26 protein-coding genes are annotated in these 25,044 nt (G+C 69.9%); 10 read left to right on the forward strand and 16 right to left on the reverse strand.

Annotated features, from left to right (window positions below):
• The first annotated feature begins 176 nt into the window (after positions 1-176).
• On the forward strand, positions 177-1,322 hold the full coding sequence (locus J2853_RS29675; protein ID WP_307563684.1) for an acyl-CoA dehydrogenase family protein: 1,146 nt from the start codon (positions 177-179) through the stop codon (positions 1,320-1,322).
• Between the two features lie 252 nt (positions 1,323-1,574).
• Here the strand turns inward: J2853_RS29675 and J2853_RS29680 are convergent, their stop codons facing one another.
• Positions 1,575-2,105, reverse strand: coding sequence for a hypothetical protein (locus tag J2853_RS29680; protein ID WP_307563686.1), 531 nt, complete (start codon positions 2,103-2,105; stop codon positions 1,575-1,577).
• A 409-nt stretch (positions 2,106-2,514) separates the two neighbouring features.
• On the opposite strand from J2853_RS29680, the gene J2853_RS29685 reads away from it, so the two are divergent.
• The 7 genes from J2853_RS29685 (at position 2,515) to J2853_RS29715 (ending at position 7,906) form a co-directional block, all read left to right on the forward strand.
• Positions 2,515-2,925 (forward strand): TOBE domain-containing protein, encoded by a 411-nt coding sequence (locus tag J2853_RS29685; protein ID WP_307563687.1) that lies wholly within the window; start codon positions 2,515-2,517, stop codon positions 2,923-2,925.
• A 10-nt stretch (positions 2,926-2,935) separates the two neighbouring features.
• A complete protein-coding gene (gene modA / locus J2853_RS29690) occupies positions 2,936-3,757 on the forward strand; it encodes a molybdate ABC transporter substrate-binding protein (RefSeq protein WP_307563689.1) in 822 nt (273 codons plus the stop codon).
• Between the two features lie 6 nt (positions 3,758-3,763).
• Positions 3,764-4,624 (forward strand): ABC transporter permease, encoded by an 861-nt coding sequence (locus J2853_RS29695; RefSeq protein ID WP_370879356.1) that lies wholly within the window; start codon positions 3,764-3,766, stop codon positions 4,622-4,624.
• Positions 4,621-5,652, forward strand: a complete 1,032-nt coding sequence (locus J2853_RS29700) for an ABC transporter ATP-binding protein (protein WP_307568868.1) — start codon at positions 4,621-4,623, stop codon at positions 5,650-5,652. The genes J2853_RS29695 and J2853_RS29700 overlap by 4 nt, the downstream gene beginning before the upstream one ends.
• Positions 5,649-5,957: a hypothetical protein gene (locus J2853_RS29705; protein ID WP_307563691.1), complete on the forward strand. Its 309-nt coding sequence runs from the start codon at positions 5,649-5,651 to the stop codon at positions 5,955-5,957. The genes J2853_RS29700 and J2853_RS29705 overlap by 4 nt, the downstream gene beginning before the upstream one ends.
• 154 nt (positions 5,958-6,111) lie before the next feature.
• Positions 6,112-6,273, forward strand: a complete 162-nt coding sequence (locus J2853_RS29710) for a hypothetical protein (RefSeq protein WP_307563693.1) — start codon at positions 6,112-6,114, stop codon at positions 6,271-6,273.
• 127 nt (positions 6,274-6,400) lie between these two features.
• Positions 6,401-7,906, forward strand: a complete 1,506-nt coding sequence (locus J2853_RS29715) for a protein kinase domain-containing protein (protein WP_307563694.1) — start codon at positions 6,401-6,403, stop codon at positions 7,904-7,906.
• A gap of 17 nt (positions 7,907-7,923) precedes the next feature.
• Here the strand turns inward: J2853_RS29715 and J2853_RS29720 are convergent, their stop codons facing one another.
• From J2853_RS29720 to pdxH, 5 genes are all read right to left on the reverse strand, one after another.
• Positions 7,924-8,697 (reverse strand): alpha/beta fold hydrolase, encoded by a 774-nt coding sequence (locus tag J2853_RS29720; protein WP_307563696.1) that lies wholly within the window; start codon positions 8,695-8,697, stop codon positions 7,924-7,926.
• A gap of 208 nt (positions 8,698-8,905) precedes the next feature.
• The gene (locus J2853_RS29725; RefSeq protein ID WP_307563699.1) at positions 8,906-11,146 is read right to left on the reverse strand and encodes an ATP-binding SpoIIE family protein phosphatase; all 2,241 of its coding nucleotides are present in this window, start codon (positions 11,144-11,146) and stop codon (positions 8,906-8,908) included.
• Between the two features lie 120 nt (positions 11,147-11,266).
• On the reverse strand, positions 11,267-11,971 hold the full coding sequence (locus J2853_RS29730; RefSeq protein WP_307563700.1) for an iron-dependent transcriptional repressor DtxR: 705 nt from the start codon (positions 11,969-11,971) through the stop codon (positions 11,267-11,269).
• A gap of 158 nt (positions 11,972-12,129) precedes the next feature.
• Entirely contained in the window at positions 12,130-13,377 is a 1,248-nt protein-coding gene (locus J2853_RS29735; RefSeq protein ID WP_307563702.1) for an MFS transporter, read from the reverse strand.
• 63 nt (positions 13,378-13,440) lie between these two features.
• On the reverse strand, positions 13,441-14,094 hold the full coding sequence (pdxH, locus tag J2853_RS29740) for a pyridoxamine 5'-phosphate oxidase (RefSeq protein ID WP_307563704.1): 654 nt from the start codon (positions 14,092-14,094) through the stop codon (positions 13,441-13,443).
• A gap of 169 nt (positions 14,095-14,263) precedes the next feature.
• On the opposite strand from pdxH, the gene J2853_RS29745 reads away from it, so the two are divergent.
• Together J2853_RS29745 and serC are read left to right on the forward strand one after the other, a co-directional pair.
• A complete protein-coding gene (locus J2853_RS29745) occupies positions 14,264-15,370 on the forward strand; it encodes a citrate synthase 2 (RefSeq protein ID WP_307563706.1) in 1,107 nt (368 codons plus the stop codon).
• Between the two features lie 148 nt (positions 15,371-15,518).
• Positions 15,519-16,628, forward strand: a complete 1,110-nt coding sequence (serC, locus tag J2853_RS29750; RefSeq protein WP_307563708.1) for a phosphoserine transaminase — start codon at positions 15,519-15,521, stop codon at positions 16,626-16,628.
• 71 nt (positions 16,629-16,699) lie between these two features.
• Here serC and glyA read toward each other — a convergent pair whose 3' ends face one another.
• From glyA to J2853_RS29800, 10 genes are all read right to left on the reverse strand, one after another.
• Positions 16,700-18,037: a serine hydroxymethyltransferase gene (glyA, locus tag J2853_RS29755; RefSeq protein ID WP_307563710.1), complete on the reverse strand. Its 1,338-nt coding sequence runs from the start codon at positions 18,035-18,037 to the stop codon at positions 16,700-16,702.
• Between the two features lie 158 nt (positions 18,038-18,195).
• Positions 18,196-18,618, reverse strand: coding sequence for a BlaI/MecI/CopY family transcriptional regulator (locus J2853_RS29760; protein WP_307563712.1), 423 nt, complete (start codon positions 18,616-18,618; stop codon positions 18,196-18,198).
• 189 nt (positions 18,619-18,807) lie between these two features.
• Entirely contained in the window at positions 18,808-19,461 is a 654-nt protein-coding gene (locus tag J2853_RS29765) for a GntR family transcriptional regulator (protein ID WP_307563713.1), read from the reverse strand.
• Positions 19,462-19,590: 129 nt separating this feature from the next.
• Entirely contained in the window at positions 19,591-20,235 is a 645-nt protein-coding gene (locus J2853_RS29770; protein WP_307563715.1) for a rhomboid family intramembrane serine protease, read from the reverse strand.
• Positions 20,236-20,391: 156 nt separating this feature from the next.
• Entirely contained in the window at positions 20,392-21,141 is a 750-nt protein-coding gene (locus J2853_RS29775; protein WP_307568870.1) for a crotonase/enoyl-CoA hydratase family protein, read from the reverse strand.
• Between the two features lie 79 nt (positions 21,142-21,220).
• A complete protein-coding gene (locus J2853_RS29780) occupies positions 21,221-21,994 on the reverse strand; it encodes an SDR family NAD(P)-dependent oxidoreductase (protein WP_307563717.1) in 774 nt (257 codons plus the stop codon).
• A gap of 33 nt (positions 21,995-22,027) precedes the next feature.
• Positions 22,028-22,381: an STAS domain-containing protein gene (locus J2853_RS29785; protein WP_089211686.1), complete on the reverse strand. Its 354-nt coding sequence runs from the start codon at positions 22,379-22,381 to the stop codon at positions 22,028-22,030.
• Between the two features lie 104 nt (positions 22,382-22,485).
• A complete protein-coding gene (locus J2853_RS29790) occupies positions 22,486-23,217 on the reverse strand; it encodes an energy-coupling factor ABC transporter ATP-binding protein (RefSeq protein ID WP_307563720.1) in 732 nt (243 codons plus the stop codon).
• Complete coding sequence (cbiQ, locus tag J2853_RS29795; protein ID WP_307563722.1) at positions 23,214-23,981, reverse strand: cobalt ECF transporter T component CbiQ; 768 nt, start codon at positions 23,979-23,981, stop codon at positions 23,214-23,216. The genes J2853_RS29790 and cbiQ overlap by 4 nt, the downstream gene beginning before the upstream one ends.
• Positions 23,981-25,003, reverse strand: coding sequence for an energy-coupling factor ABC transporter permease (locus J2853_RS29800; protein ID WP_307563724.1), 1,023 nt, complete (start codon positions 25,001-25,003; stop codon positions 23,981-23,983). The genes cbiQ and J2853_RS29800 overlap by 1 nt, the downstream gene beginning before the upstream one ends.
• Positions 25,004-25,044: the final 41 nt, after the last annotated feature.

Raw genomic sequence — 25,044 nt, forward strand, 5'->3', positions numbered from 1 at the left:
TGGATCGTACTGTCCTGTGATCTCGCTCCGCAGTGGTACGCCAAGACCCCCAGGGGACTGTGGCGGATTTGTGATGTTTCGTTCACGGGGCGCGTGCCGTACCGGCAGGTGGGTCAGGTGTACTAGGGAGTAACAGGATCTTATTCTGTCCCTGTAACCCCCTTAGGAGGCAGACGATGCAGCGAGACCTCTTCGAGGAGGAGCACCAGCTCTTCCGTGAGACCGTGCGCGAGTTCCTGGCCCGCGAGGTCGCGCCCCACCACGACCAGTGGGAGAAGGACGGCATCGTCCCCCGCGAGGTCTGGAAGAAGGCCGGAGAGCTCGGAGTGTTCGGCTTCGGGGTGCCGGAGGAGTTCGGCGGGGCGGGGATCACGGACTTCCGCTACAACGCCGTGATCGTCGAGGAGGTCATCAGGATCGGCGCGACCGGTCTGGGCTTCTCCCTGCACAACGACGTGATGGCCCCGTACTTCGTGGAACTCACCAACGACGAGCAGAAGGCACGCTGGCTGCCCGGGTTCGCCAGTGGCGAGCTCATCACGGCCGTCGCCATGACCGAGCCCGGTGCGGGCAGCGACCTGCAGGGCATCCGGGCCACCGCCGTACGCGAGGGCGACCACTACGTGCTCAACGGCCAGAAGACCTTCATCACCAATGGGATCAACTCCGACCTGGTCGTCGTGGTCGCCAAGACCGACCCCGCCGCGGGCTCCAGGGGCATCTCGCTGCTCGTCGTCGAGCGGGGCATGGAGGGCTTCAGCAGGGGCCGCAACCTCGACAAGGTCGGCATGCACGCCCAGGACACCGCGGAGCTGTTCTTCGACAACGTGCGGGTCCCCGCGGCCAACCTCCTGGGCGACGAGGAGGGCCGGGGCTTCTTCCAGCTCATGGGCAACCTGCCGCAGGAGCGCCTGTCGATCGCGGTGATGGCCGTGGCGGCGGCGGAAACCGTCCTGCAGGCGACCATCGAGTACTGCAAGAGCCGCAACGCCTTCGGCCGCAGCATCGGCAGCTTCCAGAACACCCGGTTCGTCCTGGCCGAGCTGGACACGGAGGTGGAGATCGCCCGCCACTACGTGGACAAGTGCATCCGGGCCCTCAACGCCAAGGAGCTCAGCGCCGTCGACGCCGCCAAGGCCAAGTGGTGGACCACCGAACTGCAGACCAAGACCATCGACCGCTGCCTCCAGTTGCACGGCGGCTACGGCTACATGATGGAGTATCCCGTCGCCAAGGCCTGGGTCGACAGCCGCGTCCAGACCATCTACGGCGGCACCACGGAGATCATGAAGGAGATCATCGGGCGCTCCTTCGGCTTCTGACCCGACACGGCTTCTGACCCGACACGGCTTCCAACCCGACACGCGACCTCTGCCCCGGCGCGGCCCGCGCCCATGAGAACCGCCGCCCTCCAGACCGGAGGACGGCGGTTCCTCGCGCGATCACCCGGTGGGTGCCGCCACCCCCTGACGAGCCCTCCGGCCGGACGGCCGTCTCACCCCGCACCGGGCCCCCTTACACGAAGCCGACGAGGGGAACGGCAAAGACGGAGGGCGAGGCAGCCGCCGGAGCCGTCACTTCTTGGCCATCTCCTCGATCTCCGTGGCCACGCCGTCCTTGATCGTCACCTTGGCGTAGAGGGAGCCGCCCGCGGAGAGCGTCTTCTGCATCTGCTGCACGTTGCACTCGTGCGGGACTCCACCCTGGTTGCAGATCTTCCCCCGGATGTCGAGGACCACCGTGAAGGGCGTGAGCTCGGCCTCCTGCGCGCCGCCCTGCTTGGGGGCCACCTTGATCGCGTTGCTTCCCCGCAGGCTGACCTGTCCCAGGAGCACGGCGTCGGTCCCCCTGCCTCCGGGCACGGGGACCGCGCTCGGCGTCGCCGGTGCCGAGGTCGACGGCTCCGGCACCGCGCTCTCAAGCGCCGAGGGGCCCGGGTTCGAGGGAGAGGGGGTCGCCGACTCGGAGGCAGACGCGGAGGCGGTGACGGTGACGGTGGCGGTGGGCGCCGCCGCGGAGGAATCGCCCCCACCGGAACATGCGGAAAGACCGGCGGCGAAGGCTGCCACCAGCAGGATGTGCGTTGCCTTCAACGATCTACTCATGAGGCGCAACGATCCCACGAGAGTCGACACCGCGCTTACTCGGCCCCGTGGGAGATATTCCTCAATACAGTCGAACCTGTCGACGCCGTCGAGCACCATGATGTTCAGGCCGGGTTCGGTGACTCCTCCAGGCTTCGCCCCAGGTCGCCCACCGTCGAGACGGCCAGGGGATCGGCCGACCCAGAAGGCCGGGAGGGGCAGGGAGGGGCAGGGAGGGGCAGGGAGGGGCAGGGAGGGGGCGCCGCCGTCCGGTTCCGGTCGCCCGAAGGGTGGTCGGTGACAACGGTCGACGGGACCGCCGGGCGCCGCGACCGATCTCTCAAGTGCCATGGAAAATCGGCCAACCCTTGCGAAGTTGCCATGGAATCCGGCTATCAGCTCCTGATTATGCGAAGGTATGGTGTTGTTCGTGACGACGTTTCGGATCAGTGAGGCCGCCGCGCTGCTCGGGGTCAGCTCCGACACCGTGCGGCGATGGGTCGACATCGGCCGGCTCCCGGCTCACCGGGATGAGCACGGTCACCGGACGGTGGCCGGTGCGGATCTGGCCGCGTTCGCGCGCGCCCAGATCGAGGCCGAGAACGGCTCGGGTCATTCCTCGGCGCGTAACCGCTTTCGCGGGATCGTGACCGAGGTGATCAAAGACGCGGTGATGGCCCAGGTGGAGATCGCCGCCGGGCCCTACCGGGTGGTGTCGCTGATGAGCCGCCAGGCCGCCGACGAGCTGGGCCTGGAGGTGGGGGTGGTGGCGATCGCCGTGATCAAGTCCACCAACGTCGTCGTGGAGATCGCCGACCACACTCACATGGTGAGTTCCTAAGGAGTCCTCGTTGTTCAGGCGTCTTTCCCGCTGGGCCGTCACCGTCCCGCTCGCCCTCACGCTGTCCGCGGCGCTGACCGGCTGCGGCTCCGGCGACCCGGCCACCCCCGCCGCCTCCACCGCCTCCGCCTCGGCGTCGGCCTCGGCCGCCGGGGCCGCGTCCGGGACACTGACGGTGTTCGCCGCCGCGTCGCTGACCGGCACCTTCACCGAGCTGGGCAAGACCTTCGAGGCCGCCCACCCCGGCACCACGGTGCGGTTCAACTTCGGCTCCAGCGCCACCCTGGCCCAGCAGATCGTCCAGGGCGCCCCGGCGGATGTGTTCGCCGCGGCCAGCCCGGCGACGATGAAGACCGTCACCGACGCCTCCCTGGCCGCGGCCCCGACCACGTTCGTGCGCAACTCGCTGCAGATCGCCGTCCCGGCCGACAACCCGGCGAAGGTCGACGATCTCAAGGATCTGACCGACCCCAAGGTCAAGGTCGCATTGTGCGCCGAGCAGGTGCCGTGCGGCGCGGCGGCGATCAAGGCGCTGGACGCCGCGGGCCTGAAGGTCACCCCGGTCACCCTGGAGCAGGACGTCAAGGCCGCGCTGACCAAGGTCGAGCTCGGTGAGGTCGACGCCGCCCTGGTCTACAAGACCGACGTGCTGGCCTCGGCGGGCAAGGTGACGGGCATCGACTTCCCCGAGGCCGCCAAGGCGATCAACGACTACCCGATCGCCGTGCTGTCCAAGGCGCCCGCGCCGGAGCTCGCCCAGCAGTTCACCGATCTGGTGCTGTCGCCGCAGGGCACCGAGGTGCTGACCAAGGCCGGCTTCGACGGCCCCTGACCTGACATGACACCCACCGCGACACCAGCCGATCGGGGCGGGGCCCGGCCCCGCCCCGGCCGGGCGGGCAGAGCGCCCGGCGGCGTGACGGGCCGCCTGCCCTGGGTGCTGGTCCTGCCCGCCGTGATCGGCATGGGCTTCCTGGTCCTGCCGCTGGCCGGGCTGCTCGTGCGTGCCCCCTGGTCCACGCTGGGCCCGCGGCTGGCCGAGCCGCAGGTGCTGGAAGCGCTACGGCTGTCGCTGGTGACCGCGACCCTGGCCACCGCGTTCTGCCTGCTGTTCGGGGTGCCGCTCGCGTGGTTGCTGGCCCGCGTCGACTTCCCCGGCCGGAGGCTGGTGCGCGCGCTGGTCACCGTCCCCCTCGTGCTGCCTCCCGTGGTGGGCGGCGTCGCGCTGCTGCTCGTGCTGGGACGGCGCGGCCTGGTCGGCCAGTGGCTGGAGTCCGCCTTCGGCATCACCTTGCCGTTCACCACCGCCGGAGTCGTGGTCGCCGAGGCGTTCGTCGCCATGCCGTTCCTGGTCATCAGCGTCGAAGGCGCGCTCCGGGCCGCCGACCTGCGCTTCGAGGAGGCCGCCGCCACCCTGGGCGCCTCCCGCTGGACCATCTTCCACCGTGTCACCCTGCCGCTGATCGCCCCGGGCATCGTGGCCGGGGCCGTCCTGTGCTGGGCCCGCGCCCTGGGTGAGTTCGGCGCCACCATCACCTTCGCCGGCAACTTCCCCGGACAGACCCAGACCATGCCGCTGGCCGTCTATCTCGCCCTGGAGACCGAACCGGAGGCCGCGATCGTGCTCAGCCTCGTCCTGCTCGCCGTCTCTGTGATCATTCTGGCCAGCCTGCGCGACAGGTGGGTGAACAGCCCGTGACCCTGCGCGCCCACCTCGTCGTCGAACGCCCCGCCTTCCGCCTGGACATCGACCTCACCGTCGCCGCCGGCGAGGTCGTCGCCCTGCTCGGCCCCAACGGCGCGGGCAAGACCACCGCGCTGCGCGCCCTCGCCGGGCTCGCCGCCCTGTCGGCCGGCCACATCGACCTGGACGACCGGCCGCTGCACACGATCGCCACCGAGCGCCGCCCGATCGGCATGGTCTTCCAGGACTACCTGCTCTTCCCGCACCTGTCCGCGCTGGACAACGTCGCCTTCGGTCCTCGTTGCCACGGCGCCTCCAAAACCGACGCGCGTCGCGACGCGGCCGTCTGGCTGGAGCGCGTCGGCCTCGCCGGCCACACCGGCGCCAAGCCCCGGCAGCTTTCCGGCGGCCAGGCCCAGCGCGTCGCCCTGGCCCGCGCCCTGGCCGTGCGGCCGCGCATGCTGCTGCTGGACGAGCCGCTGGCCGCCCTGGACGCCCACACCCGCCTGGAGATCCGCTCCCAGCTCCGCCGCCACCTGGCCGACTTCGACGGCGCCGTCGTCCTGGTCACCCACGACCCGCTGGACGCCATGGTCCTGGCCGACCGGCTGGTGGTCATCGAGAACGGCGCCGTCGTGCAGCAGGGCGAGCCCGCCGAGGTCGCCCGCCGCCCGCGCACCGACTACGTCGCCCGCCTGGTCGGCCTGAACCTGTATCGGGGAGCCGCCACCGGGCGGCAGGTCACGGTCGGCGACGTGTCCTTCAGCGTCTCCGAGTCCCTCGACGGACCCGCGTTCGTCGCCTTCTCCCCCGCCGCCGTCGCCCTGTACCGCACCCGGCCGGACGGCACGCCGCGCAACCTGTGGCAGGCCACGATCGAGGGCATCGAACGGCACGGCGACAACGTCCGCATCCACCTGCAAGGGCCGATCGTCGCCTCGGCCGACGTCACCCCCGCCGCCGTCGCCGACCTCGACCTGACCCCGGGCCAGAAGATCTGGGCCTCGGTCAAGGCCGCCGAGACCCACGCCTACCCCGCATGAACAGCCACCGGCCGCACAACGCCATCTGCCTGGGCGGTCCCTGCCACGGCATGCTCACCCACATCGACCAGGACATCGGCGTCCTCAGCGTGCCGGTTCCGCGCCGCTCCCCCGAGGAGCCCGAGGCCGCCGCCCGCTACCGCGTCACCCGCGAACGCGTGCACCACCCCTCCTGCGCCGAGCCGTTCATCGCGCTGTACTGGGCGGAGCCGCCTCCCTCGACCTGCTCCTGCGACCTCGGGGACGCGAGCACGTCAGGCGACGGCTCCAGCCGGTTCTCACGCGGGACGAGGACACCGACGTAACGGCGGCCCGGCGACGGGCCTCGCGCCGCCGGCCCGCGAGCCGTCCGCGGGATCCGGGCGCGCGGCTCACCGACAGCAAGATCTGGCCAGTTCCTCACGCGACCGGCGTCGCCGACGCATACTGGTCACCGTAGGCTTCCCCGAGGCGGTGACGATGGACAGCGGACTGATTCTGCTGATCTTCCTGGCGTTCCTGTTCGCCTGGGGCCTCAACCGGGTGCGCAGAGCCGTCCGGATGGGTCCCGTCGCCTACCTGGGCGTCATGATCGTGTTCATCATCGCGATGCTCGCCATCTGGGGACAGACCTACCGCTAGGGCGCCGCCTGCCCAGACGGTCCGGGCGAGTCGCGTTCCCGTTCCCGCCGTGCTTTCGTCATGCGGTCCCGGCGGGCACCCGTAGGGTGGGGTGCCAATCGCGAAGTTCGGATCAATGGCGGGAATCGTGAGTGCTGGGGAACGGACCCCGGTCGTGCTCGCAGGTCGGTATCGGCTGGCCGAGCTGATCGGCCGGGGCGGAACGGGCGAGGTGTGGCGTGGGCATGACCTGCGGCGAGACTGGCCGGTAGCGGTCAAGATCCTGTCGCCGCAGGTGGCCGACCTCTCGATGCGCGAGCGGTTCGCCAGGGAGGCGCGGATCGCCGCGCGGGTCGTCCATCCCAATGTGGTGACCGTGTTCGACGTGGGCGAGCACGAGGGCCGGCCCTACCTGGTGATGGAGTTGCTGACCGGCCGCGACCTCGCCGCCGAACTGGCGGAGAAGGGGCCGTTGAGCATTTCCGCGATGTGCCGCCTGGCGGGTCAGGCGGCGGTCGGGCTGGACACCGCTCATCGAGCCGGAGTCGTGCACCGCGACGTCAAACCGGCCAACCTGCACCAGAGCGCGGACGGCGTGCTCAAGGTCGTCGACTTCGGGACGGCCCGGAGCGCGGCCGAGGCCTCGATGCGGCTGACCTCCGTGGGAAGCGTCATCGGCACGGCCGCCTACCTGTCCCCCGAGCAGATCCTCGGCGAGGCGGGAAACGCGGCCTCCGACCTGTACTCGCTTGGCTGCGTGTGTTACGAGCTGCTGTGCGGGCGGCCTCCGTTCGTCGGATCGGCGCCGGAAGTGATCTTCCAGCATGTCCACAACGCTCCGGACTCACCTCGCCGGTACCGCCCGGACATTCCGGTGGAGCTGGAAAGGCTGGTGCTGGCGCTGCTGCAGAAGGACCCCGCCGTACGGCCCGCCAGCGGAGAGGTCGTCCGTCAGGTCCTGGCCGCGGTCGCCCGCCAGGCGCCGCCGCCCGCCCGGGACACCGCGCTGCTATCTCCTGCGGTGTCCGGCTCTCTGACGGAGCCGCGGGCGGCGAAGCCCGCGCCGGATCGGCTGCGGAATGATCTGCCGGGGCAGGGCGCCGGTGCCGCGCTGGGCATCGTCCTCGCCCTCATGATCGCGGTCTGGTGGATATCGGCCCCGTCGGGTCCGGCGGAGCCGCCCGTCTCCACGATCCCGGCCGCGATCTCGTCCGCGCCCGCCCCCACGACCCCGCCCCCGCCCACGTCGCCGGCCGTCTCGCAGAGCGCGTCGGCGAGCCCGACCCCGTCCCCGGCCCGGACCTCACCGTCGCCGCGGTCGGCGGCGGAGATATGGCGGACGCGCCTGGCGGCCTTCAGCCGTGCCGTCACCGACCAGGAGAGTCAGGGCGGCATCGGTTCGAGGCTGGCCCGCGAAACGCGCGAGAGGATCAGCCGACTGGCCGGGAAGATCCAGGAGGGCAAGGACAAGGAGGCTCGTGACGAGCTGAACAGGATCGGCCGCGAGCTGGTCGAAGCACAGCGAAGGGGCCGGCTCGCCTCCACGGGGCCTCTCGTCTCCTTCCTGCGAGACTCCGGGCTCACCTTCGCGCCGGACGATCGCAGGCCCGGCGATCACGACCGCGACCGCGACCGCGACGATGACGACGACTGAGGCCGCGTTCCGTCACCTCACTCCGAGGCGGCCAGAAGGACGCTCGCGACCAGCTCGGGATCGTCGCTCATCGGCACATGCCCGCACCCCTTGAGCAGCTTCACCCGCTGCCCCGACCATCTGGCGGCCCGTACGGCCTGCCGCCGCAGCAGCAGACGGTCGTGCTCGCCCCAGGCGATCGTGATCGGCACCTTCGGCGGGCCGGGGGGCATCAGCCACTCGAAGGAGTCGAGGGTGTCGTCGAAGCCCTGAGCCTCCCTGATCGCCTGCGAGGCCGCGAGCAGCGCCTCCGGGGAGAGCCGGGAGGGATGGGCCACCAGGAGTCCTGAGAAGGCGATCCGGCCCAGGGGGTTCGACGCGACGGCGAGCGCCCGCTCCGGAGAGATCGCGTCGGTCGAGGCCCTGATCGCCCTGAGGACGGCTCGCGCGTACGCGAGTTCGGTCCGGCTCCAGAACCCGGCGGGAGACAGTGCGGTGGCCGTACGGACCGATCCGCGCGAGGCCAGCTCAAGGGCGACGTAACCGCCCAGGGAGTTTCCCGCCACGTGGGGGTCGCGCAGGCCGAGCAGGTCGAAGAAGGACTCGATCGCGTCGGCGAGGCTTTCCGCCGTGTACGGCGTGCCAGGCGGCAACGGCGGCGAGACGCCGAAGCCGGGGAAGTCCACGGCGATCACATCCCGTCTGGCGGCGAGCCGGTCGAGCACCGGCAGCCATGCCTGCCAGTGATGCCCGATGCCGTGCAGCAGGACCAGGGGAGCCCCGGTCCCGCGTCGTTCGAAGGCCAGCTCCATGTCACCGAGTCAAGCACCGATCGGAGATCGCTTCCAGCCCTGCCCCGCCAAGCTCGGCGCGATTCACCGGAGACCGTTCCGGCTTCTCCGCGGGCGAACTCGGCGAGACCTGGTGAAAAAGGATTCCCGCCTCACCACGCCGGATCGGATCCGGCGTGGTGAGCACGGCTCCGGCCCATCGGACCGGACGCCGCGAGACGGGCCGGGCTCAGCGAGATTTGGTGGGAATCTCGAACCAGACGGCCTTGCCCTCCTTGGTCGGACGCGAGCCCCAGCGCTTGGCGAGCTGGTCGACGAGGTAGAGACCGCGTCCGCCCTCGTCGTTCTCCCCCGCGCTGCGGATGCGGGGAAGCCGCAGGTCCTGGTCGAAGACCTCCACCCAGACGGATTCCCCGCCCCGGCGGATCCGGAGCGTGAACTCCTTCTCGTTGGCGATCTCGTCGTCGAAGCCCGGGACGTCCCACGACTCCTCGAACGGCAGCGGCGGGCCGTCCATCGACAGCTCCCGGCGCGGGATGCTGGCGGTGGCGGCGTGGAGCACGACGTTCGTGACCACCTCGGAGACCAGCAGGCAGGCGAGCTCGGCGCGCTCCTCGGGGACGTCCCAGTCCGTGAACGCCTCCGCCGCCATCCGGCGGGCCTCACCGACCATGATCGGCTGGGCGGGGAAGGTGCGCTCCTCGACCTGGAGATCGTCGGAGGCGGACCTGACCACCAGGATGGCCATGTCGTCGTCGATCTCGCCGGGCACCGCGCCCGTCGCGGCGTCCGCGATGCCCTCCACCGTGATGCCGTCCGCCGCGGCGTCGGTGATCTCGACGAGCTTGCCGCAGAGCAGCGCGAGGGTCTCCTCGTCGTTGGGATTCCTGCCGTCGGCGTCACGCACGGGGCGCCGGTCCACGAGGCCGTCGGTGTAGAGGAGCAGCGCGGCGCCCGGAGGAAGGGTCCGGGTCTCCTCCTTGTAGACCAGGTCGGCGTGGAGGCCCTTGGCGCGCACGCCCAGCGGCTGGCCGACCTCCTTGATGTCGAGCTCGGTGCAGACGCCCTTGATGAGGAGCAACGGCGGGGCGTGACCGGCGTTGGCGAACGAGAGCTGCCTCGACCAGGCGTCGTAGACGAGGTACTGGCAGGTGACGATGGGCGGGATGCTGATGTCCGCGCCGCTCTCGTCCTGCTCGGGGGTGGCGATGATGCGCGTCCACTCGTCGAGCCTGGCGAGGATCTCCGCGGGCGGCTTGTCGTCCTGGGCGAAGGCCCGCAGGGCGGCGCGCAGCTGCCCCATGACGGCCGCGGCCTTGGCGCCCCGGCCCTCGACGTCGCCGATGACGATGCCGACCCGGCCCGCCGACAGCGGGATGACGTCGTACCAGTCGCCGCCGACCTGGGTCTGGATGCCCTGCCCGTGACTGGCCAGGGGTGCGGCGGGGAAGTAGCGGACCGCGATCTCCAGCCCGTCGAGCTGCGGGAGCGCCCTGGGCAGCAGGTATTTCTGGAAGGACTCCGCGGTGTGCCGCTCCTCCTCGAACAGCAGCGCGTTGTCCACCGCCAGCGCCACCCGGGTGGCGATGGCTCCGACGAAGTCGCGGTCGAAGGCGTCGTAGTGCGGGCTGCGCCGGTCGGTCAGGTTCGACAGTCCCAGGTACAGCAGCCCGAGGGTCTCGCCGCGCACGCACAGCGGCGCCACGATGGCCGAGGTCAGCCCGATCTCGGCGGAGAGCCGGGTCTGGGGTTCGCCGGGGCTGGGATAGTTCGTCTGGGAGAAGTCCTCGACGAGGATCGTCTCCTGGCGGCGCAGCGCGATGTCCGCGTAGTGACCCGTCGGGTAGAAGATCTCCGCGCCGAGCGGCGCCCAGGTGTCGGGCGGCGGGCTCCAGCCCAGGACGTGGGTGGAGACCTTGCGGAACAGCCGTCCGTTCTCCATCAGCTCGATGAAGCAGTGGTCGGCGAACTGCGGGACGAGCATCTCGGCGACGCGCTTGAGCGTCTCCTCGACGTAGAGGGAGCCGGCGAGGCGCTCGCCGATCCGCTCCAGCAGACCGAATCGGTCCTTCTCCCGCTCGTTGCTGCGCATCGCCTCGCGGGCGGTGATGACGATGCCCGTCACCGACCCGGAGGGGTGGCGCAGCGGCACGGCCTGGGCGCGGACGTAGATGATCGTCCCGTCTCCGCGCCTGACGTCGAACGTGCCCTCCCAGACGCCGCCCTTGAGCACGTGCTTGGAGAGCTCGACCGCGAGCGGATGGTCCTTCTCCATGATGCCCAGGGAGAGCGAGTGGTCGCGGGGTCCCGAGGTTCCGGGGCGGCCGAACAGCTTCTCCGCGAACGGATTCCAATAGAGCAGATTGCTGAACCTGTCGGTGACAACCACCGCCATTTCGGCATGATCCAGGACGGAACCAGCCGTAAGGTGATCGGCGGCGTCCTGGGAAAGATCCCCCCACCGCTTCATCCGGTGACCGCCCCTCGCGGGCGGGTATGCGCAAAGCGAACCACGGTTGCTCCTGCTGCAGTCTCGGCCGGGGAGTGGAGGGTCTCCCGCAGGGGATTCAACCAAGCGGAGGGGCCTGGGTCAGCGTGTGGAGACGAAGACATGTGCGGCGACGTCTCGCGGAAGCTCCGCAAGATGATTGTCCGCTTTGTCGTCACCTGTCACCCGCACACCATCGTCGCTCGCCGCGAGCATTACCTCGCGTCCGGGTTGTATCCCAACTTGCTTGAGTTTAAGCATCACAGCCGGATCACTTTGCACTTGTTCGCTAATTCGACGAACGACAACGGGTATATCCCTGGGTCCGGCCAGGGCGGCCATCGACGGCAGGGTCTCCCACCTGGTCTCGGGACAGTCCGCGACGCCGAGCTCCTCAAGGCCGGGGATCGGGTTGCCGTGCGGGTCCTCTTTGGGATTGTTGAGCAGGCTGACCAGCCGAGCCTCCACGGACTCGGACATGACGTGCTCCCAGCGGCACGCCTCGATGTGCACGTCTTCCCAGGGAAGACCGATCACATCGGTGAGCAGGCATTCAGCGAGGCGGTGCTTGCGCATGACGCGCGTGGCGAGCGTCCGTCCCAGGTCGGTCATGGTCAGGTGGCGATCACCCTCGACCCGGACCAGGCCGTCGCGCTCCATCCGCGCGACCGTCTGGCTGACGGTCGGACCGCTCTGCTGCAGCCGCTCGGCGATTCGTGCTCGCAGGGGGACGATGCCCTCCTCTTCCAATTCGAAAATCGTCCGGAGGTACATCTCGGTGGTGTCAATCAAACCGTGTGCGGTCAAGGTTCCTCCCGTCCTCTCTCGATGCTACGTCCATCGCGCGACGTTCCCGAGGGGCGGCGCTGAACTGAAAGATCTCGGACCCCGTACCCTATTGCGAGAACCACCTGTGGTGACAAAAGAAGGCAACATCCGAGGCGCTCGAATCCTTCCCAAGCCGCTCAAAGGCTCCGCACCGCGGGACGATATTTTCTGAAGGCCGGCACGCTCATCCCGACGGCGATCACCACGATCGCGCACGCGATCCCGCCGCCCACCCACGCCCCCGTGGCCCCGAACCAGGACGCCGTTCCCCCCGCCCTCAGGTCCCCCAGCCGGGGGCCTCCGGCGACCACAACCATGAACACGCCCTGCATCCGTCCTCGCATGTCGTCGGGCGCGTGGGTCTGCAGGATCGTCTGCCGCCACACCGAGGAGACCAGGTCGGCCGCTCCGCCGAACGCGAGCAGCGCCACCATCAGCCACAGCTGCCCCACGAGTCCGGCGGCGGCGACGGTCAGCCCCCAGAGGGCGATCACATACGTGAGCGCCATGCCCTGGCGCTGGACCCGGCCCACCCAGCCCGACATCAGGCCGCCGATCACCGAACCGATGGCCATGCTCGCCGACAGCCAGCCGAACGCGATCAGCGAACCGCCGAACCGCTCGGCCACGACCTCCGGGAACAGCGCCCTGGGCAGCGCGAACGCCATGGCGATGATGTCCACGACGAACGACATCATCACGATCGGGTGCCCGGAGACGTAGCGCAGGCCGTCCACGACCGACCGCAGGCCGGGACGGGTCACCTCGCCGATCGGCTTGAGCTGCGGCAGCCGTACCGCGGCGTAGAAACCCGCGCCGAACAGCACAGCGTCGATCAGGTAGGCGAAGGTGAAACCGCCCTGGGCGAGCACGACCCCGGCGATCAGCGGGCCGAGCGCGCTGCCGACCCCGCTCACCAGGTAGTTGAGAGTGTTGGCCGCCGGTACGAGATCGACGGGGATCAGCCTGGGGATGATGGCGCCCCGGGTCGGCCCGGTGATGGCGAATCCGGTGGCGTGCACGGCGACGGTCGCCATGAGCAGGCCGATGTTCGTCATGCCGAGGGCCGCCTGGAGCAGGAGCGCGAGTGTCGCGCTCCAGGCGATCAGCGCCCCGACGAGAAGCAGCCTCCGCCGGTCGACCGCGTCGGCGATCGCGCCGCCCCAGAGCCCGAAGATGATCAGAGGGATCAGGTTGGCCGGGCCGAGCATGCCGACCCAGAAGGACGATTTGGTGATGTCGTAGATCTGCGCGCTGACCGCCACCGAGGTGAGCTGGAAGCCGATGAACGACACACCCTGGCCGGCCCAGAGCCGCCGGTAGGCCGCGATGCCGAGCGGACGGGTGTCCACTCCCTGCCTCCGGACGAAGTCCCCGAACCCCACGCCGCTCCCTCCGCCCACCGACAAGACATATGTGGATATATCACTAAAAGGGCGGTTTGGGTGTCACGGGGCCAGGCGCTCGATGATCCACGAATCCCCGGAGCGGCGGTAACGGAGACGGTCGTGCATGCGGTCGAGCTGCCCCTGCCAGAACTCCACCTCCGTCGGCACCACCCGGAATCCGCCCCAGAAGTCCGGCACGGGCGGATCCTCCGGCCAGCGCTCCGCCAGTTCCTCGTAGCGGGCGTCCAGCTCCTCCCTGGAGTGCACGACCGCGGACTGCCGCGACGCCCAGGCCCCGATCCGCGAACCGTACGGACGGGACCTGAAGTAGGCGGCCGACTCCTCGCGCGACAGCCGTACCACCGGCCCGTCCACCCGGACCTGGCGCCGGATGGAGTGCCAGGGGAACAGCAGACCGGCCCGCGGGTTCTCCGCGAGATCACGGCCCTTGCGCGACTCGTAGTTGGTGTAGAAGACGAACCCGTTCTCGTCGTACCCCTTGAGCAACACGGTCCGGGCCGTCGGACGCCCGCCCGCGGAGCTGGTCGCGACCACCATCGCGTTCGGCTCGGGGAGCCCGGCGTCCACGGCCTCGCCGAACCAGGAGGCGAACTGTGACACGGGGTCGGGCGCGAGATCCGCCTCCAGCAGGGGCAGACCTTGATAGGTGCGGCGAAGTCCCGCCAGCGAGGGCGGTCTCGATGTGGCATCCACGGGAAGGTATTCTCCCGTGCCCGGCTGAAAACATGCGCGGCGGCCCCCACCTGGGGCAATCGCGCTTCAGAGGGTCCGGCGGCACACCGTCGCGGCCCAGGGGGTTGAATAAGACCCGCCGGTATCTCGACATCAAGGCTTTGACTTCAAGAAAGGGAGGCAGCCGAGAATGTCCGACTTCAAACCCGGGCTCGAAGGCGTAGTAGCTTTCGAGACGGAGATCGCAGAACCGGACAAAGAAGGGGGCGCCCTGCGGTATCGGGGTGTCGACATCGAAGAGCTGGTCGGCCGTGTCTCCTACGGACACGTGTGGGGCCTGCTCGTCGACAACAAGTTCCAGCCGGGTCTCCCCCCGGCCGAGCCTTACCCCATTCCTGTCCACTCCGGTGACATCCGCGTCGACGTGCAGAGCGCACTGGCCATGCTGGCCCCCGCGTACGGCTTCCGCCAGCTGCTCGACATCGACGAGGACCAGGCCCGCGACGACCTCGCGCGCGCCAGCGTCACCGCACTCAGCTTCGTCGCCCAGTCGGCGCGCGGCCTCGGCCTGCCGATGGTCTCGCAGAGCCAGGTCGACAAGGCCGAAAGCATCGTCGAGCGGTTCATGGTCCGCTGGCGGGGCGAGCCCGACCCCAAGCACGTCAAGGCCATCGACGCCTACTGGACCTCCGCGGCCGAGCACGGCATGAACGCCTCCACGTTCACCGCCCGGGTCATCGCCTCCACCGGCGCCGACGTCGCCGCGGCGATGAGCGGTGCGGTCGGCGCCATGTCCGGACCGCTGCACGGTGGTGCCCCCGCCCGCGTGCTGCACATGATCGAAGGCGTCGAGCAGATGGGCGACGCCAAGCGGTACGTCCAGACGGAGCTCGACAAGGGCCAGCGCCTCATGGGCTTCGGCCACCGCGTCTACCGTGCCGAAGACCCCCGGGCACGGGTGCTCCGCCGTACCGCCAAGGAGCTCAACGCCCCCCGTTACGAGGTCGCCGCGGCACTGGAGCAGGCCGCACTGGAGGAGTTGCACGCCCGCAAGCCCGACCGGGTGCTCGCCACCAACGTCGAGTACTGGGCCGCGGTCATCCTGGACTTCGCCGAAGTTCCCCCTCACATGTTCACTTCGATGTTCACCTGCGCTCGCACCGCGGGCTGGGCGGCCCACATTCTTGAGCAGAAGCGCACGGGCAGGCTCGTCCGCCCCAGCGCAGACTACGTGGGCCCGCCGCAGCGCTCGGTCAACGAGGTCCCCGGCGCCTCCGAGGTCGTCGACGCCCTCTGATCCGTGTCCTGTACGGCTGTCGCGCGATCTTCTCGCGCGGCAGCCGTTTCGCGTTCCGGGCCTGCCCGATGTCAAGGCCCGTCACGGATTTCATCTCAAAATCCGGACCCAGTCCTGCACCAATCCACAAGCTCAGTAGGCTGGTCAGGTGGCTGACATCGTGATTCCCTCTGACATCAAGCCCGTCGACGGCCGTTTCGGCTGCGGGCCCTCGAAGGTGCGCCCCGAGCAGCTCTCGGCTCTCGCGGCCTCCGGAGCCGACGTGATGGGCACCTCACACCGCCAGAAGCCGGTGAAATCGCTCGTCGGGCGCGTCCGGGCGGGGCTGTCAGAGCTTTTCTCCCTTCCCGAGGGCTACGAGGTCGTCCTCGGCAACGGCGGCACCACCGCGTTCTGGGACATCGCCTCCTTCGGGCTCATCCGTGAGAGGTCGCAGCACCTGCACTTCGGCGAGTTCTCCTCCAAGTTCGCCTCCGTGGCGGCGAAGGCCCCGTGGCTGGGCGACCCGACCGTGATCAAGTCGGAGGTCGGCACTCACCCCGAGGCCCGCCTGGAGGAGGGCGTCGACGTCTACGCGCTCACCCACAACGAGACCTCGACCGGCGTCGCGATGCCGATCAGGCGCGTCGGCGAGGAGGGCTCGCTCGTCCTGGTCGACGCCACCTCCGGCGCCGGCGGCCTGCCCGTCGAGGCCTCCGAGTTCGACGTCTACTACTTCGCCCCGCAGAAGAGCTTCGCCTCCGACGGCGGCCTGTGGATCGCCCTGATGTCCCCGGCCGCGCTGGCCAGGGTGGACGAGATCGCCGCGAGCGGGCGCTACGTTCCCGAGTTCTTCAGCCTGCCGGTGGCGATCGACAACTCCGGCAAGGACCAGACCTACAACACCCCGTCGGTCGCGACGCTGTTCCTGCTCGCCGACCAGATCGAGTGGATGAACGGCAACGGCGGCCTGGCCTGGACCACCGCCCGCACCGCCGACTCGGCCCAGCGCCTCTACACATGGGCCGACAAGAGCTCCTACGCCACGCCGTTCGCCGGGCCGGAGTTCCGCTCCAACGTGGTCGGCACGATCGACTTCGCCGACAGTGTGGACGCCGCCCAGGTCTCCAAGGTCCTGCGCGCCAACGGCATCGTGGACACCGAGCCCTACCGCAAGCTCGGCCGCAACCAGCTCCGCGTCGCGATGTTCCCGGCCGTCGACCCGAGCGACATCGAGGCCCTGACGCACTGCGTCGACTACGTGGTCGAGCGGCTCTGATCTCCGCCGCCGTACGGAGGGGCCGGTCATCCTGCCCCTCCGTACGGTCGCCGCGCGCGGCCCGATCCGGTTCAGACGGGCTGATCCGCGGTGAAGTGCACGCCGGAGAACCCGCTCCGCCACTCGGTCACCTCGGACGCCACGACGCCGGGGTCGACGGACGGATCCAGGCCGCGGGCGACGAACGAGGCCAGGGCGGGCATGTCCGCCTCGGTCATCCCGAGCCGGACGATCTCGGGGGTGCCGATGCGCAGCCCGTTCACGTCACCGTCGATCGGCTCGGCGGGCAGGCCGATGCCGCAGGCGAGCAGGTTCGCCCGCCTCAGCCGCCGGGCGGCCCGCTGGCCTCCGCCGTACCCATGGGCCATGACCGCGAACTGGTGGGACAGGGTGCAGCCGCGATCGGCGGCGAAGACCGGGACGTCGAGGGCGAGCAGCTCGGCCGCCAGCCGTCGCGCCGTGGCGATCATCATCTGCGCGTACGCCGGTCCCGCGGCCTTCCAGTCGAGCATCGTCATGGCGAGCGCCGCGGTCTTGCCCGCGTCGAAGTTGGCCGTCAGACCGGGGTAGGCGATCGCGTCGAGACGCTCGGCCAGCCCGGCGTCGTTGGTGACGACGAGCCCGCCCGCCGGCCCTCCCAGGCTCTTGTACGTGCTCATGCTCATCAGATGGGCCCCCTCGTCGAGAGGCTGCGGCCAGGTCTTTCCGGCGATCACGCCGCACAGGTGCGCCGCGTCGAAGAGCACGAGCGCGCCGACGGAGTCGGCGATCTCCCGGATCCGCGCGATGGGGTGGTGGAAGAGGTTGAGGCTGCCGCCGATCGTGATCAGCTTCGGCCGCGTCTCCTCGGCGAGCGACCGCAGGGCGTCGACGTCCACCGTGTAGCCGTCCGCCTCGACCGGGGCGGCGACGGTGTTCAGCCCGTACATGCCGGCCGCGCCCTGCCCGTGGTGGGTCACGTGGCCGCCGATGCTCGCCGGCGGGGCGATGATCGTGTCACCGGGCACGCAGGTGGCCATGAACGCGTAGAGGTTGGCGAGCGCCCCCGAACCGACGCGCACCTCGACGTAGCTCGCGCCGAAGACCTCCCCGGCCAGCTCGGCGGCGATGATCTCGATCTGCTCGATCGCCTCCAGGCCCATCTCGTACTTCTCACCCGGATAACCCAGAGACGGGCGTGAGCCGAGATTCGCCGACAGCAGTGCCTCGGCCCGCGGGTTCATGACATTCGTGGCCGGGTTCAGGTTGACGCACTCGACGTCGTGGATCCGGTGGTTCTCGGCCACCAGTCGCTCGATCTCGGTCTCGATCGAGGGGACGGCCTGATCGGTCACCGTCTTCGAGACGAGCCGGATTCGATCCTCGGTGACAGAAGGCACCCATGGGCGGGATGCGAGGGCACGGGGCATCAGTGGATCTCCTGGTGAGCAGGCAGACGGCAGGCAGGCCGCTGCCATCCGTCGTGTGTCGTCGGCGGTATCGGCAATACGACGTTAGGTCGCAAACGACGCCCGGCACATCGGGTGAACGACGGGACTTCAGCCACCCTTTCCTACATTTGTAGGAATCAGGACAGGGGCTGCGGCAACCTGTCCTGATCCTGGCCGGACACGGTCTGCTCACCGGCCCGGCGCGCCAGCTCGTGCAGCAGCCGCAGGGCGTCGTCCAGGTCCACCTTCTGCGCGAACTCGGAGAGCACGGGAGCCCGGTCGGGGCTGCCGGCCAGGGCGTCGAGCATCAGCCCGGCGACGTGCTCGTCGCGGGAGCGGCTGGCGGTGTAGCGGAAGGCGTTGCGGAAGGCGTGATTCGAGGGTGCCCTGATCAGCAGGCCCTTGCGGACCAGGCGCTCGGCGACCGTCTGGACCGTGGTGTAGGCGAGCGGACGCTCGGCGCGCTCGTTCAGCATGACCTGCAGCTGGCGAACCAGTACCGGTTCCTCACAACCCCACAGCACATCCATGATCGCGCGTTCCAGGGATCCCAGGTTCACCTGCGCCACCTTTCGAGGGTCGCGCCCGGCGGTGGTGGCCCTTGCGGAACGTGTACGGGCACGAGGCCAGGCAGGTTCACACCATCAGCTTTGACCACATTGTCACTTAAATACCTCGATGCGGCCATAGGTGATCTCGACCCAGGAGCCACCTCCCGCGCGATCGACCCCCAGGAGGCTCTCGTTCCCTCAGAACTCGTCGGCGCCGGCGACCTGGACGATGGGGAAGATGTGACGGGAGGCGGCGCAGATCGTTTCCAGGACGTGCACGGGGATGCCGTCGTCGGAGTAGCCGGCCCGCAGGATCTGCACGACCCACTCACCGGGGTCGAGCAGCAGTGTCTCAGCCTCGAACCCGGTGGGACGGCGGGCGATGAGGTGCTCCTCCGCATGGCCGAAGCGGTGACCGAGGGCCTCGATCCCGGCCTGCAGGCTCGGCCTCACGAAATCCGGGGCGGCGACGGGGGTGCCGCCGAAGAGGTCGAGGCGGAGGTAACTGGTGGCGATCCGCACGGGCACGTCGTCGGCGAGCAGCAGCTTCCGGCGGGCGAGGACATCCGTGCCCGGTTCGACGCGCAGGGCGGAGGCGATGTGGTCGGCGGCCGGTTCGGCGCCGACGTAGAGCATGCGGCGACCCGGGCGGACGCCCTGCTTCGCCGACTCGGTCATGAAGAGCGACGCCGACGCCCGTACGGCGGGGTCGGTGGGAAGCGCGCGCCGGACCACCACACGAGGCTCCCTGTGCGGCCCTGAAAGCCCGCCTGCCGCCTCCCCGGCGGCTGTCGTGACGCTTGCCGCCACGGCGCCGTTCGCCGTGGCGTCGGTCGGAATCTCGTCGCTCACGCGTATCGGCCCCTCCTGCGAGCAATCCTCCGAACCGACGATAATCCCTGGATCGATCCCTGGATCCACCGGGCGACGCCCGGACCCGCCGGATGCCCGGACGGTCAGACCTGCCGGATGCCCGGACGGTCAGGCGAGGATTTCCGCCCGGCGCCTGCGGCGCAGGAACCAGGCCGCCATCACCCCGCCGAACAGCCCGAACAGGTGGCCCTGCCAGGAGATGCCGGGCTGACCCGGGAGCACGCCCCAGACGATCGAGTAGTAGGCGACGGCGACGCCGACGCCGATCACGATGTCGAGGGCGCGGTGGTCGAACAGGCCGCGGGCGACGACGAAGCCGAAGTAGCCGAACACCAGCCCGCTCGCGCCGACCGTGAGAGCCCCCGGCGTGCTGGTGAACCAGATGCCCAGGCCGCTGACCACGATGATGATCAGGCTGGCGCCCAGGAACCGGACGATCCCGCGCAGCGCGGCGAGGAAACCGAGGATGAGCAGGGGCAGGGAGTTGGCCATCAGGTGCTCGAAGCCCGCGTGCAGGAAGGGGGCGAGGAAGATGCCGCCCAGCCCCTCCGGATCCCAGGGCTTGATGCCGTAGACGTCGAACTCCCCGGGCATCACGTAGTCGGCGACCTCGATCACCCACATGGCGGAGACCAGCAGGATGCTGAGGACCGCGGCCCCCGCGGCCCCCGCGGCCAGGCTGCCGACCCTGCGCTTGAGGTCCTCGCCGGAGGAACGGGTCGCCGGGGTCGTGCCGGTCACGTGGTCGTTCATTCGCTCTCCTGGCCTCGGAGCCGTCACGTGGACGTCAAGTGCCCCTGCCGAAGGCGCCCACACCTTTACCGTACGCACTCCTGGCCGTGAACGCGCCGGGCGCGACCCCACGGATCGCGCCCGGTACGGAGAAAAAACGAAGAGGAACCGGAAGGGCTACTCACCCTTCCACTGGGGGGCGCGCTTCTCGGCGAAGGCCGCCGCACCCTCCATCGCGTCCTTGGAGCCGAACACCGGACTGATGATCTCTCCTTGCTTCGCGAACATCTCGTCCCTGCTCCAGTCGGCGGACTCGACGATCACGCGCTTGGTCGCGGCGAGCGCCAGCGGAGCGTTCGCCGCGATCTTCTTCGCCAGTTCGAGTGCCCTGGCCAGCGCCTCGCCCGCGGGCGTGACGTGGTTGACCAGGCCGAGCTCGTACAGCCGGGAGGCCGGGAAGTGATCACCGGTCAGGGCGATCTCCATGGCGATGTGGTACGGAATGCGCTGCGGCAGCCGCATCACACCGCCCGCCCCCGCGACCAGGCCGCGCTTGGGCTCGGGCAGCCCGAACTTGGCCTCCTCGGAGGCGATGATGATGTCGCAGGCCAGCGCCAGCTCACAACCGCCGGCCAGGGCGTAGCCCTCGACGGCGGCGATGATCGGCTTCTTCGGCGGCGCCTCGGTGATGCCGCCGAAACCCCTGCCTTTCACGACCGGGAAGTCCCCGCTCAGGAACCCCTTCAGGTCCATGCCCGAGGAGAACGTGCCACCGGCGCCGGTGAGGACGTAGGCGGAGACGTCCTTGCGCTCCTCCAGTTCGTCCAGTGCCGCGGCGATGCCCCGGGCGACCGCGCCGTTGACGGCGTTTCTGGCCCGGGGCCGGTTGATCGTGATGACGGCGACGCCGCCGTCCACCTCGACCAGGACTTCAGCGGTCTCAGCGGCTGCAGCGGCTTCAGAGGGGGGTGTGGAATTGCCGGACGCGTCGGACACCGGATGACTCCTACTTGGGCTGGAAGCGGATGCCGCCGTCGAAACGGACCGTCTCGGCGTTCATGTAGTCGTTCTCGATCAGGGAGCGCACCAGCTGCGCGAACTCCGAGGCCTGTCCCATGCGCTTGGGGAAGACCACCGGGGCCACGAGCTTGGCCTTGAACTCCTCCGCGTTGGGCGAGAAGCCGTAGATCGGGGTGTCGATGATGCCCGGGCAGATGGTGTTGACGCGGATGCCGACCGCGGCCAGGTCACGCGCGGCCGGGAGGGTCATGCCGACGATGCCGCCCTTGGACGCCGAGTAGGCCACCTGGCCGGTCTGGCCCTCCAGCGCCGCCACCGACGCGGTGTTGATCACCACGCCGCGCTGGCCGTCCGCGTCGATCGGCTCGGTCTTGGCGACGGCCGCGGCGCCGATGCGCATGAGGTTGAAGGTGCCGATCAGGTTGACCTCGATGACCTTGCGGTAGGAGGCCAGGTCGTGAGGCGAGCCGTCGCGGTTCACCGTCCGGGTCGCCCAGCCGATGCCCGCGCTGTTCACCACGACGCGCAGCGGCTTGCCGGTCGCCACCGCCGCGTCCACGGCCGCCTGCACCTGCTCCTCGTCTGACACGTCGGTCTTGACGAAGACCCCGCCGAGCTCGTCGGCGAGAGACTTGCCGCGCTCCTCGTTGAGGTCGGCGATGACGACGGTGACACCGTGCGCGGCGAGGTCGCGGGCCGTGGCCTCGCCGAGGCCGCTGGCACCGCCCGAGATGATTGCTGCTGCTCCGTTCAGGTCCATGAGCGGACTTTAACGCGGAGACCGAATGAAGTTCTACTCGGGGTGGGCTAAATTTCCCCCGATGGCGCTGCCGACGTCGGGATAAACCTTTATCCGCCGGTCAAGTCCCGTCGTCCGCAGGATCCGCGCGACGGGCGCCTGGGGCGCGGCCAGGGAGACCCCTCCGCCCTCCCCGGTGGCCAGCCGCCAGGCCTCGATCAGCACGGACAGGCCGCTGGAGTCCATGAAGGACAGGGCTGTGAGGTCGAGGACCAGCCAGGCGCCGTCGAGCTTGATGGCGTCACGGACCTCGTCGCGCAGGAAGGGGGCGGTGAAGAGGTCGAGCTCACCCTCGATGGCCACCACCACGGCGTCACCAACAGCGCGGCGAGCCAACCGTAGTTTCATCAGTCCTCCTCGCGCCCATGGGGCAGACCTACTTTACGTCGCCGACATGGCGTGCGAGGTCATGCAACTCTACGATCATTCATGATCCTTTACCAGGAATTCCCTCAGGGCGGGGCGAAGCCGTACGGCAGCTCCAGCCTGTGGGCGGCGAGAAGGTCGGCGTCGGAGAGGATTCTCCGGGTCGGCCCGTCGGCGGCGATCACCCCGCCGGAGAGGATGAGCGCGCGATCACACAGCTCCAGCGCGTAGGGCAGGTCGTGGGTGACCATCAGGACGGTCACGTCGAGGCCCCTCAGAACCTCGGCGAGCTCGCGCCGGGAGGCCGGGTCGAGATTCGACGACGGCTCGTCCAGCACCAGGATCTCCGGCTCCATGGCCAGCACGGTCGCCACCGCCACCCGGCGGCGCTGGCCGAAGGACAGGTGATGCGGGGGCCGGTCGATCGTCTCCAGCATGCCCACGCGATCCAGCGCGTCCTTGACCCGGCGTTCCAGCTCCTCGCCCCCGATCCCGAGGTTGGCCGGGCCGAAGGCCACGTCCTCGCGGACGGTCGGCATGAAGAGCTGGTCGTCGGGGTCCTGGAAGACGAGCCCGACCCGCCTGCGGATCTCCTTGAGCGAGTTCTTGGCGACCGGCAGCCCGGCCACGGTCACCGTGCCGTGCCCGGCGGTCAGGATGCCGTTGAGGTGCATCACCAGCGTCGTCTTGCCCGCGCCGTTCGGGCCGAGCAGCGCGACCCGCTCCCCGCGCCCGATCGCGAAGTCCACTCCGAACAACGCCTGCGTGCCGTCCGGATAGGCGTACGCGAGACGGCTCACCTCCAGCGAAGGTGTCATGCCAGCAGCCCCCAGGTCCCGAGCAGCGCCACGAGCGCCGCGCCAGGCAACATACCCGCGATGAGCCACTGCCGCGAAGACGCGGACAGGTCCTGGATGATCGGCAACGAGCCGGTGTAGCCGCGGCTGAGCATCGCCAGGTGCACCCGCTCGCCCCGCTCGTAGGAGCGGATGAACAGCGCCCCGGCCGACTTGGCGATCACCGGGATGTGCCGTACGTCCCTGGCCGCGAATCCCCGTGACTCCCTGGCCACCCGCATCCGGCGCATCTCGTCCAGGATCACGTCCATGTAGCGGAGCATGAACATCGCGATCTGCACCAGCAGCGGCGGCAGCTTCAGCCGCTGCGCGCCCAGCAACATCAGCCGGGGCTCGGTGGTGGCCGCCAGCAGGATGCTCGCGACCACGCCCAGGGTGGCCTTGGCCAGGATGTTCCAGGCGGCCCACAGGCCCGCGGCGCTGAGCGACATCCCCAGGAAGGACACGCGCTCGCCGAGCCCGATGAACGGGATCGCCACCGCGAAGACCACGAAGGGGATCTCGACCACCATCCGCCGCAGCACGAAACCGGCCGGGATCCGCGCGGTCAGCGCGACGGCGGCCAGGAGCAGGACGTAGAGCCCGAAGGCCCAGAACCATTCGCGCGGGGTGGCCACCACCACCAGCGCGAATCCGGCCACCGCCGCCAGCTTGCACTGGGGCGGCAACCGGTGGATCAGCGTGTCGCCGGCCCGGTAGAGCTGATGGTGATGACCCGCGCCCACTAGACGGTCGCCTGTTCCTTGCCGGTACGGCGACGCACCACGAGGAACAGCCCGCCGCCGGCGGCCAGGGTCACCCCGACGCCGATCAGACCGGCCACGCCGACCGGGACGCCTCCCGCGTCGCCGTAGTCGGCGAGCGGCTGCTCACCCAGCGCGTGGTCGGTGGCCTGGCCGATGAAACCCTTGTCCTGGGCGACCCGCTCCAGGCCGTCGGGCGAGGAGGAGGCGTAGAAGCTGACGAGGCCCGCGAGCAGCGCCGCCACCGCGATGCCCGCCGGCAGGAACCAGCCGCGGCGGTGCGAGGCCGCCGCCACCGGGGCCGGGGACCTCCCCGCCACCGTGACGTCGCCGTCGGCGCCGCGCAGGACCAGCGGCGCGACCAGACCGCGCGCGCCGTACACCAGGTCGGGCCGGATCGCCAGCACGGTGCTGACGGTGACCGCCGTGATCAGGCCCTCGCCGATGCCGATGAGCACGTGCACCCCGCCCATGGCCATCGCGACCGTGCCGACGTCGATGGGCGCGGTGCCGCCGATCCAGAACAGCAGGCTGAACGCCAGCGCCGCGGCGGGCACCGAGAGCAGGGCGGCGACGAACGAGGCTCCCACGACGGCGGCCCTGCTGTGCAGGGCCCGGGTGATCAGGCGGAAGACGAACCACGCGACCACGATCGCGACGATGCCCATGAGCGTGATGTTGACGCCCAGGGCGGTCAGGCCGCCGTCCGCGAAGAAGAAGCCCTGCACGAGCAGGACCACGGCCACGCACAACACGGCCGTGTACGGCCCGACGAGTATCGCGGCGAGCGCGCCGCCGAGGAGGTGACCGCTCGTGCCCGCGGCGACCGGGAAGTTGAGCATCTGGACGGCGAAGATGAAGGCGGCGACCAGGCCCGCCATGGGGGCGGTGCGGTCGTCGAGCTCGCGTCGTGCGCCACGCAGGCAGACCGCGACGCCGGCCGCGGCGACTGCTCCCGCCGAGAGGGAGACGGCAACGTTGAAGAAACCATCGGGTACGTGCACGACAAGCCTCCGAAGTGCGGAATCGACCCCACTTTAGGCCA

This window comes from Streptosporangium lutulentum (assembly GCF_030811455.1).
Classification (GTDB): domain Bacteria; phylum Actinomycetota; class Actinomycetes; order Streptosporangiales; family Streptosporangiaceae; genus Streptosporangium; species Streptosporangium lutulentum.

What these genes read in the sequence shown, in the direction of transcription:
- glyA (WP_307563710.1), bottom strand. Translation starts at nt 18,037, where the DNA reads ATGCCCCGTGCCCTCGCATCCCGCCCATGGGTGCCTTCTGTCACCGAG.
- J2853_RS29710 (WP_307563693.1), top strand. Translation starts at nt 6,112, where the DNA reads ATGGACAGCGGACTGATTCTGCTGATCTTCCTGGCGTTCCTGTTCGCC.
- J2853_RS29680 (WP_307563686.1), bottom strand. Translation starts at nt 2,105, where the DNA reads ATGAGTAGATCGTTGAAGGCAACGCACATCCTGCTGGTGGCAGCCTTC.
- J2853_RS29785 (WP_089211686.1), bottom strand. Translation starts at nt 22,381, where the DNA reads ATGAAACTACGGTTGGCTCGCCGCGCTGTTGGTGACGCCGTGGTGGTG.
- J2853_RS29790 (WP_307563720.1), bottom strand. Translation starts at nt 23,217, where the DNA reads ATGACACCTTCGCTGGAGGTGAGCCGTCTCGCGTACGCCTATCCGGAC.
- J2853_RS29770 (WP_307563715.1), bottom strand. Translation starts at nt 20,235, where the DNA reads ATGAACGACCACGTGACCGGCACGACCCCGGCGACCCGTTCCTCCGGC.
- J2853_RS29675 (WP_307563684.1), top strand. Translation starts at nt 177, where the DNA reads ATGCAGCGAGACCTCTTCGAGGAGGAGCACCAGCTCTTCCGTGAGACC.
- J2853_RS29725 (WP_307563699.1), bottom strand. Translation starts at nt 11,146, where the DNA reads ATGAAGCGGTGGGGGGATCTTTCCCAGGACGCCGCCGATCACCTTACG.
- J2853_RS29780 (WP_307563717.1), bottom strand. Translation starts at nt 21,994, where the DNA reads ATGGACCTGAACGGAGCAGCAGCAATCATCTCGGGCGGTGCCAGCGGC.
- J2853_RS29720 (WP_307563696.1), bottom strand. Translation starts at nt 8,697, where the DNA reads ATGGAGCTGGCCTTCGAACGACGCGGGACCGGGGCTCCCCTGGTCCTG.
- J2853_RS29705 (WP_307563691.1), top strand. Translation starts at nt 5,649, where the DNA reads ATGAACAGCCACCGGCCGCACAACGCCATCTGCCTGGGCGGTCCCTGC.
- J2853_RS29745 (WP_307563706.1), top strand. Translation starts at nt 14,264, where the DNA reads ATGTCCGACTTCAAACCCGGGCTCGAAGGCGTAGTAGCTTTCGAGACG.
- J2853_RS29695 (WP_370879356.1), top strand. Translation starts at nt 3,764, where the DNA reads ATGACACCCACCGCGACACCAGCCGATCGGGGCGGGGCCCGGCCCCGC.